Raw genomic sequence first — 13,812 nt, 5'->3', positions numbered from 1 at the left:
CCACCCCAGCGGCGTCAGCTGGTCGGTGAGATCCAGACCCGGGCGCCCGCCGGGCCCTCGAGGCCCTCGCCGTCGCCGGGCTGCTGGGCGTGCACGGCGGTGGCCAGCACCTCCGCGGCCAGCTGGGCGGCGTGCTCGGTGAGCGCCTGGGCGACCGCGCCCTCACCGGTCCACCGGACCTCGATCCGGTCGCTGACCGCCAGCCCGCTGGACTTGCGGGCGTCCTGCACCAGCCGGACCACCTCGCGCGCCAGCCCGGCCCGCTCCAGCTCCGGGGTGAGGGTCAAGTCGAGGGCGACGGTGAGCCCCCCGGCCGAGGCCACCGTCCAGCCCTCGCGCGGGGTCTCGGTGACCACCAGGTCGCCCTCGAGCAGCGGCACCTCGTCGCCGTCGACCGGCACGGTGGCCGTGCCGGCCCGGTAGGCGGCGACCAGCTCGGCCGCGTCCGCGGCGCCGACGGCCGCCGCGACGGCCTGCACCTGCTTGCCCATCCGGCGCCCGACCGCCCGGAAGTCCACCTTCACCGAGACGTCGACCAGCGAGCCGTCGACGGCGGCGAGCTCGGTCAGCTCCGCGACGTTGAGCTCCTCGGCGACCTCGGCGACCAGGTCGCGGGGCAGCTGCGCCCACCCGGGTGCGGCGACCAGCGCCCGGGCCAGGGGCTGGCGGGTCCGGGCCTTGCCGGCCGTGCGGGCGGACCGGCCCAGCTCGACCAGGCGGCGGACGAGCGCGACCTGGGCCACCAGCTCGTCGTCCCGGGCGTCCTCGTCGACGGCGGGCCAGCTCGCCAGGTGCACCGAGTCCACGGCGTCGGCCGCACCGGGCACCACGGCGTCCCGCCACACCCGCTCGGTCACGAACGGGGTGAACGGCGCCATCAGCCGGGTCAGACCGTCGAGCACCTCGTGCAGGGTGCCCAGCGCCGCCGGGTCGCCGTCCCAGAAGCGTCGCCGGCTGCGCCGGACGTACCAGTTGGACAGGTCGTCGACGAACTCGGCGATCAGCCGCCCGGCGGTCTGGGTGTCGAACCGCTCCAGCGCGTCGGTGACGCCCGCGGTGACCGACGCCAGCTCGGCGAGCGCCCAGCGGTCCAGCAGCGGCCGCTCGGCGCGCGGCGGGGCCGGGGTGGCGGTCGGGTCCCAGCCGTTGGTCTCGGCGTAGAGGGTGAAGAAGCTGGCGGTGTTCCAGTAGGTCAGCAGGACCTTGCGGACCACCTCCGACAGCGTCTCGTGGCCGACCCGCCGGGCCGACCAGGGCGAGCCGCCGGCGAGCATGAACCAGCGGACGGCGTCGGCGCCGTGCCGGTCCATCAGCGGCATGGGCTCCAGGATGTTGCCCAGGTGCTTGCTCATCTTCCGGCCGTCCTCGGCCAGGATGTGGCCCAGGCAGAGCACGTTCTCGTACGAGCTCTGCTCGAACACCAGCGTGCCCACGGCCATGAGCGTGTAGAACCAGCCGCGGGTCTGGTCGATCGCCTCGGCGATGAACTGCGCCGGGTACGCGGCCTCGAACTCCGCCTCGTTGCGGTGCGGTGCGCCCCACTGGGCGAACGGCATCGACCCGGAGTCGTACCAGGCGTCGATGACCTGCCGGACCCGCCGGTAGGTGCCCTCCTCACCCGGCACGGTGAAGGTCACCTCGTCGATGAACGGCCGGTGCGGGTCGAGGTCGGACAGGTCGCGGCCGGTGCGCTCGGACAGCTCGGCGAGCGACCCGATCACGACCATCCGGCTCGGGTCGGCGTCGTTGCGCCAGATCGGCAGCGGGGTGCCCCAGTACCGGTCGCGGGACAGCGCCCAGTCGACGTTGTTGTTCAGCCAGTCGCCGTAGCGGCCCCACTGGATGTTCTCCGGGTGCCAGTTGGTCTGCTCGTTCTGCGCCAGCAGCTGGTCCTTGACCTGGCTGGTGCGGATGTACCAGGACGGCTGCGCGTAGTACATCAGCGGCGTGTGGCAGCGCCAGCAGTGCGGGTAGCTGTGCTCGTACCGCAGCTCCCGGTACAGCACGCCCCGGTCCTGGAGGTCCTGCACCAGGGTCGGGTCGGCGGCCTTGAAGAAGTGCCCGCCGACCAGCGGCACGTCGGCGAGGAAGTGGCCGGTCGAGTCGATCGGGTTGACCACCGGCAGGCCGTAGGACCGGCAGACGGTGAAGTCGTCGGCGCCGAAGGCGGGGGACTGGTGCACCAGCCCGGTGCCGTCCTCGGTGGTGACGTACTCGGCCAGGACGACGAAGTGCGAGTCGCCCTCCGGGAAGTCGACCAGCTCGAACGGCCGCTGGTAGTGCACCCGCTCCCAGTCCCGGCCGGTGGTGCGGGCCAGCACCTCCGCGCCCTCCCCGAGCGCGGCGGTCAGCAGCGGCTCGGCGACGACGAACGTCCCGTCGTCGGTGCGGGCCACCACGTAGGTGACGTCGGGGTGCACGGCGACCGCGGTGTTCGACGGCAGCGTCCACGGCGTCGTCGTCCAGATCAGCAGGTCGGCCTCGCCGGCCCAGTCGCCGCTGGTCACCGGCAGCCGGACGTAGACCGAGGGGTCGGTCAGCGTCTCGTAGCCCTGGGCCACCTCGTGGTCGCTCAGGCCGGTGCCGCAGCGCGGGCAGTACGGGGCGACCCGGTGGTCCTCCACCAGCAGGCCCTTGTCGAACACCTGCTGCAGCGACCACCAGACGCTCTCGATGTAGCTGGCGTCCATGGTGCGGTAGGCCGTCGACATGTCGACCCAGTAGCCCATCCGCTGGGTCAGCTCGGCGAAGGCGCCGACGTGCCGCTCCACCGACTCCCGGCAGCGGGCGTTGAACTCCGCGATCCCGTACCGCTCGATGTCCGGCTTGCCGGCGAAGCCGAGCTCCTGCTCCACCGCGATCTCCACCGGCAGGCCGTGGCAGTCCCAGCCGGCACGCCGGGGGACGGAGAAGCCCTGCATCGTCTTGAACCGGGGGAAGACGTCCTTGAACGCCCGCGCCTCGATGTGGTGGGTGCCGGGGCGGCCGTTGGCCGTCGGCGGGCCCTCGTAGAAGACCCACTGCGGCCGGTCGGCGGAGCCTTCCAGCGACCGGGCGAAGACCTTGTCGGCCTCCCACTGCTCGAGGACCTCGTGCTCGAGGGCCGGCAGGTCGACCTGCGGGGGGAGGGCCCGGAACGGGCCGGGGGGAACGCTCACGCCGTCCATCATCCCCGACCCCGCCACCGCCCCCGCGCAGCCGCCGCTCCGCGGCCGTCCCCAGCCGGGGACGCCGGTACGGGAGACTGCCCCCATGGGGGCTCGCCGATGAACACGACGGTCACCGTCGCGCTGGCCGTCGGTGCCCTCGTCGTGCTCCTCGCTGCGGTCGCGCTGCGGCTGGCCGACCGGATCGGGCTCCCGTCGCTGCTGCTCTACCTGGCGTTCGGGGTGGCGCTGGGGGAGAGCGGCCTCGGCGTCGAGTTCGAGGACGTCGGCCTCACCCAGACCCTCGGCGTCGCCGCGCTGGTGGTGATCCTGGCCGAGGGAGGCCTGACCACCCGCTGGTCCGACGTCCGCCGGGCGGTGGGCCCGGGCATCGCGCTGGCCACCGTCGGCGTGGTGGTCAGCATCGCCGTCGTCTCCTCGATCGCCGTCTGGCTGCTGGACTTCGACTGGCCGTTCGCGCTGCTGCTGGGTGCGGTGGTCACCTCGACCGACGCGGCCGCCGTCTTCTCCACCCTGCGCCGGATCCCGCTGCCCCGGCGGATGGTCGCGGCGCTGGAACTGGAGTCCGGCCTCAACGACGCCCCGGTCATCCTGCTCGTCCTGGTGCTCAGCGAGCAGCTCACCGGCGGGGACACCTCGGTCTGGTACCTCGTCGTGGCCGAGGTGCTCGGTGAGCTGGCCGGCGGGACGGCGATCGGCGTCGGGATCGGGTTCGGTGGGGCCTGGCTGCTCCGGCGGGCCGCCCTGCCGCTGGTCGGCTTCTACCCGCTGGCCACCGTGGCGCTGTGCGTGCTGGCGTTCGCCTCCGCCGACCTGCTGCACACCTCCGGCTTCGTCGCCGTCTACCTCTGCGGCCTGGTGCTGGGCAACGCCGCGCTGCCGCACCGGGCCGGCACGATCGGGTTCGCCGAGGGGCTGGCCAGCCTCGCCCAGATCGGGCTGTTCGTGCTGCTGGGGCTGCTGGTCTCCCCGGCCCGGCTGCCCGACGCCCTGCTGCCGGCGCTGCTCGTGGGCGGCGCGCTGCTGCTGGTCGCCCGACCGCTGTCGGTGCTGCTGAGCGTCGTCTGGTTCCGCATCCCGATCGCCCAGCAGCTGTTCATCTCCTGGGCCGGGCTGCGCGGCGCGGTCCCCATCGTGCTCGCGACGTTCCCGATCGCCGCCCAGGTGCCCGGCGCGACCCGGGTGTTCGACACGGTCTTCGTGCTCGTCGTCGTCTTCACCGTCGTGCAGGGCTGGTCGCTGCCGGCGGTCGCGCGGCTGCTCCGGCTGGCCACCCCGGTCACCCCACGGGACATCGACGTCGAGTCCGCCCCGCTCGACGAGCTCGGCGCCGAGCTGATGCAGCTGCGGGTTCCCGAGACGTCGCGGCTGCACGGCGTCTACCTGCCCGAGCTGCGGCTGCCCGAAGACGCCGCGGTGGTCCTCGTCGTCCGGGACGGCAAGCCGTTCGTCCCCGACCGGTCCACTCGGCTGATGCACGGCGACCAGGCGCTGCTGGTGTCCGCGCGCGGCTCCCGCCAGGAGGCGGAGCGGCGACTGCGCGCGGTCAGCCGCGCCGGCCGGCTGGCCACCTGGCGCGGGGAGAGCGGCCAGCCCAGCGAGACTGATTGATCTGTCGGCCTCCGGCCGACACCGCGGCCAGGTGCCGTGCCCCGGTCACGATGAGCCGCTGGGAGCGGTGCCGTCGGGAGCCTCCGGCCCCGCGACGGCACAGCTCAGCGGCCTCCGGCCCGCAAGGACCCGCTTCGGCTTGCGGTCGAGCGCCCAGGTCGGGAGCCCTCCGGGCTCCGCGACCTGGGCGCTCAGCCCTCGAGCTCCAGGGTCTTGGTGGTGTCGGCGCGGACCTCGGCCAGCAGCGCCGGCTCCTGGGACAGCTTGTGGCCGTAGGAGGGGATGGCCTCCTGCAGCAGCGGGCGCCAGGTGTCCATCCGCTCCGGGAAGCAGCGCTCCAGCAGCGTGAGCATCGCCGAGGTGGCGGTGGAGGCGCCGGGTGAGGCGCCCAGCAGCCCGGCGATCGAGCCCTCGGCACCCACGATCAGCTCGGTGCCGAACTGCAGCACCCCGCGACCCGTCGTCGGGTCCTGCTTGATGACCTGCACCCGCTGGCCGGCGGTGATGAGCTCCCAGTCGTCCTGCTCGGCGGTCGGGACGAACTCCTCCAGCGCGCGGAACCGGGCGCTGGTCGACTGCAGGACCTGGCCGATCAGGTACTTCGTCAGCGGGATGTTGGCGATCCCGGCGCCGAGCATGGAGCCCAGGTTGCCGCTGCGCACCGACTTCGGCAGGTCCCACATCGAGCCGGCCTTGAGGAACTTGGGGGAGAAGCCGGCGTAGGGCCCGAACAGCAGCGCCTGCTCGCCGTCGATCAGCCGCAGGTCCAGGTGCGGCACCGACATCGGCGGGGCGCCGACCTTCGCCTGGCCGTAGACCTTGGCCTGGTGCTGGCCGACCAGCTCCGGGGAGCGGGTGCGCAGGAACTGGCCGCTGACCGGGAACCCGCCGAACCCGCGGATCTCCGGGATGCCGGCGCCCTGCAGGAGCGGCAGCGCCCCGCCGCCGGCCCCGACGAAGAGGAAGCGGGTGCGCACGGTGCGGCTGCGGCCCGAGCCGGAGCGGACGGTGACCGCCCAGCGCCCGTCGGACTCGCGGCGCACCTTGCGGACCCGGGTGGAGGTGTGCAGCTCGACGCCGCGGCTGACGGCGGCGTCCAGCAGCAGCCGGGTCAGCGCCCCGAAGTTGACGTCGGTGCCGGCCAGCGAGCGGGTCGCGGCGGCGACCTCCCCGGCGGGCCGGCCGGCCATCATCAGCGGCACCCACGAGGCGAGGACGTCGCGGTCGTCGGTGTACTCCATCTCCGCGAACAGCGGCTCGGCGGACAGCGCGTCGTACCGGGTGCGCATGTACTGCCGCCCGGCCTCGCCGGTCACGAAGCTGACGTGCGGCACGGAGGTGATGAACCGCTTGGGGGAGTCGGTCAGGCCCGACCGCACCAGGTGCGACCAGAACTGGCGGGACACCTGGAACTGCTCGTTGATCCCGACGGCCTTGGCCGTGTCCACGTGCCCGTCGGGTGCCGCGGGGGTGTAGTTCAGCTCGCAGAGGGCCGAGTGGCCGGTGCCGGCGTTGTTCCACGCGTCGGAGCTCTCGCCCGCGACCTGGTCGGCGGACTCGAAGACCGCGACGGTCCAGTCCGGCGCCACGACGCCCAGCAGCGCGGAGAGCGTCGCGCTCATGATGCCGCCGCCGACGAGGACTACGTCGGGGTTCGAGGAACCATCCGTGGTCAAGATCTGCCTCCGTGACTGAGTACGTACCGGTCCATCGTCGTCCGCGTCGGCGGACGACACGTCCCGAACCGGGGCGACCCCCCGATCTGAGGGGATGAGATGCATCACAGGGGCGCCCGTCCCAGGGTCCCCTGCGTCGCCGGCGCGTGCAGCGTCGACCCCGGGACGGGTCGGTGCGCGACGCCTGGACGACGGACACCGATCGTGCCCCCTCCCCGCGGGCGCGCGGCACCGGGGGACCGCGGCGGTCCGCCGGGACCACGCCGGCCGGCCGCTATCGTCGTCGTCGACGTGGTCACCGGGGCCGCCAGCGGGGGAGGACGGCGATGTCCGAGCAGCCCGACTCCTCGACGGGTGCGACCCCGGCGGCCGCCGCGCCGGGGGGCCGTTCCCGGGCACGCCTGCTCCTGGTCCTGGCCGCCGTCGTCCTGGCGCTGGACCTGGCCACGAAGCTCGTCGTCGTGGCGACGCTGTCCGACCGGGAGCCGCTGCGGCTGCTCGGCGGGGCGCTGTACCTCACCGAGGCGCGCAACACGGGGGCGGCCTTCTCCTTCGCCGAGGGCGCCACGGTGGTGTTCAGCCTGATCGCCCTGGTCGTGGTCGTGGTGATCGTGCGCAGCGCGCGGCGGATGTACTCGACCGGCTGGGCGGTCACCCTCGGCCTGGTGCTGGGCGGTGCGCTGGGCAACCTGATCGACCGGGTGTTCCGTGACCCGGGGTTCCTCGAGGGCGGCGTCGTCGACTTCATCTCGGTGTTCGACCCCTACGGCCAGGTCTTCCCGATCTTCAACATCGCCGACTCCGCGATCGTCTGCGGCGGCGTGCTCGGTGCGCTGCTCGCCTTCCGGGGCATCGAGTTCGACGGCAGCCGCAGCAGCGACCGGCCGGACACCGTCGCCGGCTGAGCGCCGGTCGGCCCGGCGGCGGACGGGAGGGGAGTCCCACCCGTCACAATGGGAGGGTGACCAGCAGTCCCGGCCAGGCCCCCTCCGCCGGCGGGCGACCCGGTGAGCACCGGTCGCTGCCCGTCCCCGACGGGCTCGAGGGCCAGCGGGTCGACCAGGCCCTGGTGCGCCTGTTCGGCGTCTCCCGCGCCGTGGCCGCCGAGCTGGCCGACGGCGGCGCCGTGGTCGTCGACGGGCGGGCCCGCGGCAAGGGCGACCGGCTGACCGCGGGCAGCTGGCTGGAGGTGGAGCTGCCGCCACCGCCGGGTGAGCCGGCCCCGCCGGTGCCGGTCGCCGGGCTGGCGGTGGTGCACGACGACGACGACGTCGTGGTCATCGACAAGCCGGTCGGGGTCGCCGCGCACGGCAGCCCCGGCTGGACCGGTCCGACGGTCACCGGCGGGCTGGCCGCAGCCGGCTACCGGATCTCCACCAGCGGCGCGGCCGAGCGGCAGGGCATCGTGCACCGCCTGGACGCCGCGACCACCGGCCTCATGGTCGTGGCCAAGAGCGAGCGGGCGTACACCCTGCTGAAGGCGGCGTTCAAGGAGCGCACCGTCGACAAGGGCTACCAGGCGCTGGTGCAGGGGCACCCCGACCCGTCCAAGGGCACGATCGACGCCCCGATCGACCGGCACCCCAAGCACGACTGGCGCTTCGCGGTGGTCACCGGCGGTCGCCCGTCGGTCACCCACTACGAGGTGGTGGAGGCCTTCCCGTCGGCCAGCCTCGTCGACGTCCACCTGGAGACGGGCCGCACCCACCAGATCCGGGTGCACTTCTCCGCGCTGCGCCACCCCTGCGTCGGGGACATGACCTACGGCGCCGACCCCACGCTGGCCGCCCGGCTCGGGGTGGAGCGCCAGTGGCTGCACGCGGTGCGGCTCGGGTTCGCCCACCCCGCCGACGGGCGCTGGGTGGAGTTCACCAGCGACCACCCGGCCGACCTGGCCGGCGCCCTGGCTGTCCTGCGCGCCGAGAACTGAGGCACCCGCCTCGTGTCCGCAGCCCCCGACCTCCCTGCTGCGCTCGCCGACTTCGGTGACGCGCAGCTGGCGGCGGTGATCATCGCCGTCTACCTGGTCGTGGGGGAGCCGTTCGTCGGGTACGTGCTGCACCGGCGGTTCGAGGGGCGGCTGCGCACCGACCCGGCCGCCCGCCGCTCGTTCTACCGCCGGCTGCTGGTGCTCGAGTGGGGCCTGGCGCTGGTCGCCGTCGTGGTGTGGCTCGCCGCCCCCGGGGTGAGCGCGGCCCAGGTGGGGCTGCGCTGGCCGACCGGCGCGCCCGGGGTGGTCACCTGGCTGGCCGTCGCGGCGCTCGTGCTCCTGGTCGTGCTGACCACCCGGGCGCTGCGCGGCGGCGCCGTGGCCGGGCCGCCGCCGGAGACGCTGCGCCGCTCGCGCCCCGGCGAGGCCCGGCACGCCGAGCCGCCCGGGCACTCGACGCTGGCGCTGCTGCCCCGCAGCCGCTCCGAGCGCCGGCTGTTCGGGCTGGTCGGGGTGACCGCGGGGGTGTGCGAGGAGTGGCTCTACCGCGGCTTCTTCCTCGCCGTGGTGGCCGCGCTGGCCCCGGGGCTGCCGACCCTGGTGCTGGTCGCTGTCGCCGGGCTCGCGTTCGGGGTGGCGCACGCCTACCAGGGGCCGGCCGGGGTGCTGACCACCGGCGTCCTGGGGAGCGTGCTGGCCGGGGTGTACCTGGACACGGGGTCGCTGCTGCTGCCGGTGCTGCTGCACGCCGCGATCGACCTGCGGTTCCTCTTCGTGCCCTCCTCCGCGCTGCCGGCCGCCGTCCGCTGAGGCCGCGCGGGAGGCGTGACGGAGTGGTCCGGATCGCCGAGAAACGTTCCTGTCGGTGCTCGCTGGTAGACCTCTGCGGTGCGAGGATCGACAGCACCGGTCCCTCGCTCCCGAGCAGCACGGAGCGACACCGCTGAACGGCCTTCCCCGCCGGTCACGAGAACGACCACGTCGGCTCCGGCCGCCCCGCCGGACCGGGCCGACGCGACCCGTGAGGAGCACCACGCACCGTGAGCACCCCGTCCGCAGAGAACTTCGTGCACCTGCACGTGCACACCGAGTACTCGATGCTCGACGGGGCGGCCAAGCTCGGTGAGGTCACCAGGGCCGCGGCCGAGGAGGGCATGCCGGCGCTGGCGATGACCGACCACGGCAACGTCTTCGGCGCCTACGACTTCTACAAGACCGCCAAGGCCGCCGGCGTGAAGCCGATCATCGGCATGGAGGGCTACTACACGCCCGGTTCGCGCTTCGACCGCGCCCCCTTCGAGTTCGGCGACAAGCTGATCGACGAGGAGGGCGACGGCGGGTCCAACCGCGGCAAGGCCGCCTACACGCACATGACCCTGCTGGCCAAGACCACCGAGGGCATGCACAACCTCTTCCGGCTCTCCTCGCTGGCCAGCCTGGAGGGGCAGTACCGCAAGCCCCGGTTCGACCGCGACCTGCTGGAGAAGTACGGCAAGGGCCTCATCGCCACCACCGGGTGCCCCTCCGGCGAGGTCAACATGTGGCTGCGGGCGGGCAAGGTCGACCGCGCCCGGCAGGCGGCCGCCGACTTCCAGGACATCTTCGGGCGGGAGAACTTCTACGCCGAGGTCATGGACCACGGGCTGTCGATCGAGAAGCGGACCAAGCCCGCCCTGCTGGAGATCGCCCGGGAGCTGGGCATCCCGCTGCTGGGCACCAACGACCTGCACTACACCCGCCGTGAGGACGCCGACGCCCACGACGCCCTGCTGTGCATCCAGACCGGCTCGCGGCTCAACGAGCCCAACCGCTTCAAGTTCAACGGCGACGGCTACTACCTGAAGTCGGCCGCCGAGATGCGCGCGCTGTTCTCCGAGCACCCCGAGGCCTGCGACAACACCCTGCTGATCGCCGAGCAGTGCGAGGTGACCTTCACCGAGGGCGCCGACCTGATGCCCCGGTTCCCGCTGCCCGAGGGCGAGGACGAGACCTCCTGGTTCGTCAAGGAGGTCGAGGCGGGGCTGCACAAGCGCTACCCGGCCGGCATCCCCGACCACGTGCGCAAGCAGGCCGACTACGAGGTCGGGATCATCACCCAGATGGGCTTCCCGGGGTACTTCCTCGTGGTCGCCGACTTCATCAACTGGGCCAAGGACAACGGCATCCGGGTCGGCCCGGGCCGCGGCTCGGCCGCCGGCTCGATGGCCGCCTTCGCGATGGGCATCACCGACCTCGACCCGCTGCAGCACGGGCTGATCTTCGAGCGGTTCCTCAACCCCGAGCGCGTCTCCATGCCCGACGTCGACATCGACTTCGACGACCGCCGCCGGGGCGAGGTGATCCGCTACGTCTCGGAGAAGTACGGCGAGGAGCGGGTCAGCCAGATCGTCACCTACGGCACCATCAAGGCCAAGGCCGCGATCAAGGACGCCGCCCGGGTGCTCGACCGGCCCTACTCGGTGGGCGACGAGCTGACCAAGCTGATGCCCCCCGGCGTCATGGGCAAGGACATCCCGCTGTCGGGGATCTTCGACCCCAAGCACGACCGCTACAAGGAGGCCGGGGAGTTCCGGGCCCGCTACGAGTCCGACCCGGGTGCCGCCGAGGTCGTCGACCAGGCCCGCAAGCTCGAGGGGCTGAAGCGGCAGTGGGGCGTGCACGCGGCCGGGGTCATCATCGGCCGCTACCCGCTGATCGACAGCATCCCGATCATGCGGCGCGAGGCCGACGGCGCGGTGATCACGCAGTTCGACTACCCGACCTGCGAGACCCTCGGCCTGCTCAAGATGGACTTCCTGGGCCTGCGCAACCTGACCGTGATCGACGACGCGCTGCGCAACATCGTCATCAACGGCAAGGACCCGGTCGACCTCGACGAGATCAGCAAGGACCTCACCGACAAGAAGACCTACGAGCTGCTGGGCCGCGGCGACACCCTCGGGGTGTTCCAGTTCGACGGCGGCCCGATGCGGTCGCTGCTGCGGCTGATGCGCCCGGACAACTTCGAGGACATCTCCGCCGTCGGCGCGCTCTACCGGCCCGGCCCGATGGGTGCCAACTCGCACACCAACTACGCGCTGCGCAAGAACGGCCAGCAGGAGATCACCCCGATCCACCCGGAGCTGGCCGAGCCGCTCGAGGAGATCCTGGGGCAGACCTACGGCCTGATCGTGTACCAGGAGCAGGTCATGGCGATCGCGCAGAAGGTCGCCGGGTACTCCCTCGGCAAGGCCGACCTGCTGCGCCGCGCGATGGGCAAGAAGAAGAAGTCGGTGCTGGACGCCGAGTTCGTCGGCTTCGAGGCCGGCATGAAGGCCAACGGCTTCTCCGCCGCCGCGGTCAAGACGCTCTGGGACATCCTGGTCCCGTTCGCCGACTACGCGTTCAACAAGGCGCACTCGGCGGCCTACGGGCTGGTCTCGTACTGGACCGCGTACCTGAAGGCCAACTACCCGGCCGAGTACATGGCCGGGCTGCTCACCAGCGTCGGCGACGACAAGGACCGGCGACCGGTGTACCTGGCCGAGTGCCGCCGGATGGGCATCAAGGTGCTCCCGCCGGACGTCAACGAGTCCTCCTGGGACTTCACCGCCGTCGGCAACGACATCCGCTTCGGCATGGCGTCGGTGCGCAACGTCGGGACCAACGTCGTCGACTCGATCGTGCGGGCGCGCGAGGAGAAGGGCGCGTTCAAGGACTTCGCCGACTTCATGCGCAAGATCGACACGGTGGCCTGCAACAAGAAGGTCATCGAGTCCCTGGCCAAGGCCGGCGCGTTCGACTCGATGGGCCACTCCCGGCAGGGCATCGCCGCGATCCACGCCAACGCCGTCGACCAGGCGATGGGCCTCAAGCGCAAGGAGGCCGAGGGCCAGTTCGACCTGTTCGGCAGCTTCGGCGAGACCGCCGAGGACCCGTTCGGCTCCTCGCTGGACATCGCCATCCCCACCGCCGACTGGTCCAAGTCGGAGAAGCTCGTGTTCGAGCGGGACATGCTCGGTCTCTACGTCTCCGACCACCCGCTGCACGGGGTCGAGCACGTGCTCACCTCGCACGCCGACACGGCGCTGGCCGAGATCCTCTCCGGCGGCGTCGAGGACGGCGCCAACGTCACGGTCGCCGGCATCCTCACCGCGGTCGGGCCCCGTACCAACAAGCAGGGCGCGCCGTGGGCCATCGCCACCATCGAGGACCTCGAGGCCGGGCTGGAGGTGCTGTTCTTCCCCAAGACCTGGGCCCAGGTCTCGGACAAGGTGGTCCGCGACCAGATCGTCGTGGTCAAGGGCCGGATCAACCGCCGGGACGACACCCCGTCGCTGTTCGCCTCCGAGGTCACCGTCCCGGAGCTGACCGAGGGGCCCCGCGGGCCCGTGCTGGTCTCCATGCCGGCGGCCCGCTGCACCCCACCGGTGGTGGAGCGGCTCCGCGAGGTGCTGGGCAGCCACCCGGGCACCACGGAGGTCCAGCTGAAGCTGCTCAACGGCGGCCGAGAGACGGTGCTGCGGCTGGACCAGGGGCTGCGGGTCCGCCCGAGCACCGCGCTGATGGGTGACATCAAGGCACTGCTGGGGCCCACCAGCGTCGCCCTCCTGTGACGGCGGGCCCGCCGCTGGCTCCTGCTCGCCGGCCCGCGGCGGACCCCCGCCGGGGGCCGGTGGGTCGGCCAGCCGCCGGGCGCACAGCCGGGACAGCGACACTGGACCGGTGACCGATCCCCGCACCGCCGGGCCGGCGCCGGGTGCACCGGCCGGTCCCGGCGCCCCGCCGGCACCCCGGCCGGCGCCACCCCGACCGGACGACCCGCCCCGGCGGCCGGCGATCCGGGCGGCATGGGGGCCCGGCCTGCGGGGCAGCCGCGCGGACCTGCGGGCCGGACTGGTCACCGTGCTGGCGTCGACGGTCGCCGGCCTGGCGGCCGGTGCCCTGTGGGCCTGGCTGGCCCCGCGGGTCGACTACCGGGTCACCGAGACCCAGCCGGTGCCCGTCGTCGGGGTGCCGAGCGCCGAGGTGTTCATGGCCGACGACGGCGTGTACGTGCTCCTGCTGGCCGGGCTGGGGCTGGTGGCCGGCGTCCTGGCGTGGCAGGTCCGCGGCCGTCGCGGCGTGCCGGTGCTGGTCGCCCTGGCCACCGGGATGGTCGGCGCCGGCGTCGTCGCCTGGCAGCTGGGGGAGTGGCTCGGGGCCGGCCCCACCGAGGCGGAGCTTGCCGAGGTCGGGGCCACGGTCACCACCGGGGTGGACCTGGCCGCGACCGCGGCGCTGGCCGTCGGCCCGTTCGTCGCCGTCCTCACCTACCTGGTCGCCACCGCGCTCACGCCGGACGACGACCTCGGCCGCCCCGACGACGGCCCCCCGCGTCCCGCGCAGCAGCAGTTCCTCCGCCCGCCGCTCCCGCCCGTCCCGCCGGCGGTCCCGCGCCGCCGGTAGC

General features: G+C 73.3%; 8 protein-coding genes. 6 read left to right on the top strand and 2 right to left on the bottom strand.

Annotation, left to right across the window (positions count from 1 at the left end; genetic code table 11):
* Window positions 1-14: 14 nt before the first annotated feature.
* Window positions 15-3,158 carry an isoleucine--tRNA ligase gene (gene ileS, locus FB380_RS20290; RefSeq protein WP_229682182.1) on the bottom strand — a complete coding sequence of 1,048 codons (3,144 nt, stop codon included), beginning with the start codon at window positions 3,156-3,158 and terminating at the stop codon, window positions 15-17.
* Window positions 3,159-3,266: 108 nt separating this feature from the next.
* On the opposite strand from ileS, the gene FB380_RS20285 reads away from it, so the two are divergent.
* Complete coding sequence (locus FB380_RS20285; RefSeq protein ID WP_166757060.1) at window positions 3,267-4,778, top strand: potassium/proton antiporter; 1,512 nt, start codon at window positions 3,267-3,269, stop codon at window positions 4,776-4,778.
* A gap of 191 nt (window positions 4,779-4,969) precedes the next feature.
* On the opposite strand, the gene mqo is transcribed toward FB380_RS20285, so the two are convergent.
* A complete protein-coding gene (gene mqo, locus FB380_RS20280) occupies window positions 4,970-6,454 on the bottom strand; it encodes a malate dehydrogenase (quinone) (RefSeq protein ID WP_166757059.1) in 1,485 nt (494 codons plus the stop codon).
* Between the two features lie 326 nt (window positions 6,455-6,780).
* Between mqo and lspA the strand changes: the two genes are divergently transcribed.
* The 5 genes from lspA (at window position 6,781) to FB380_RS20255 (ending at window position 13,811) form a co-directional block, all read left to right on the top strand.
* Window positions 6,781-7,359: a signal peptidase II gene (gene lspA, locus FB380_RS20275; protein WP_166757058.1), complete on the top strand. Its 579-nt coding sequence runs from the start codon at window positions 6,781-6,783 to the stop codon at window positions 7,357-7,359.
* A 56-nt stretch (window positions 7,360-7,415) separates the two neighbouring features.
* Entirely contained in the window at window positions 7,416-8,384 is a 969-nt protein-coding gene (locus FB380_RS20270) for an RluA family pseudouridine synthase (RefSeq protein WP_188959628.1), read from the top strand.
* A gap of 12 nt (window positions 8,385-8,396) precedes the next feature.
* Window positions 8,397-9,194, top strand: coding sequence for a CPBP family intramembrane glutamic endopeptidase (locus FB380_RS20265; protein WP_166757057.1), 798 nt, complete (start codon window positions 8,397-8,399; stop codon window positions 9,192-9,194).
* 230 nt (window positions 9,195-9,424) lie between these two features.
* Window positions 9,425-12,979, top strand: coding sequence for a DNA polymerase III subunit alpha (gene dnaE, locus FB380_RS20260; protein ID WP_194505918.1), 3,555 nt, complete (start codon window positions 9,425-9,427; stop codon window positions 12,977-12,979).
* Between the two features lie 109 nt (window positions 12,980-13,088).
* On the top strand, window positions 13,089-13,811 hold the full coding sequence (locus FB380_RS20255) for a DUF2567 domain-containing protein (RefSeq protein WP_166757056.1): 723 nt from the start codon (window positions 13,089-13,091) through the stop codon (window positions 13,809-13,811).
* Window position 13,812: the final 1 nt, after the last annotated feature.

The organism is Modestobacter marinus, assembly GCF_011758655.1.
Classification (GTDB): Bacteria; Actinomycetota; Actinomycetes; order Mycobacteriales; family Geodermatophilaceae; genus Modestobacter; species Modestobacter marinus.
This window is presented reverse-complemented; position numbering and strand designations above follow the sequence as displayed.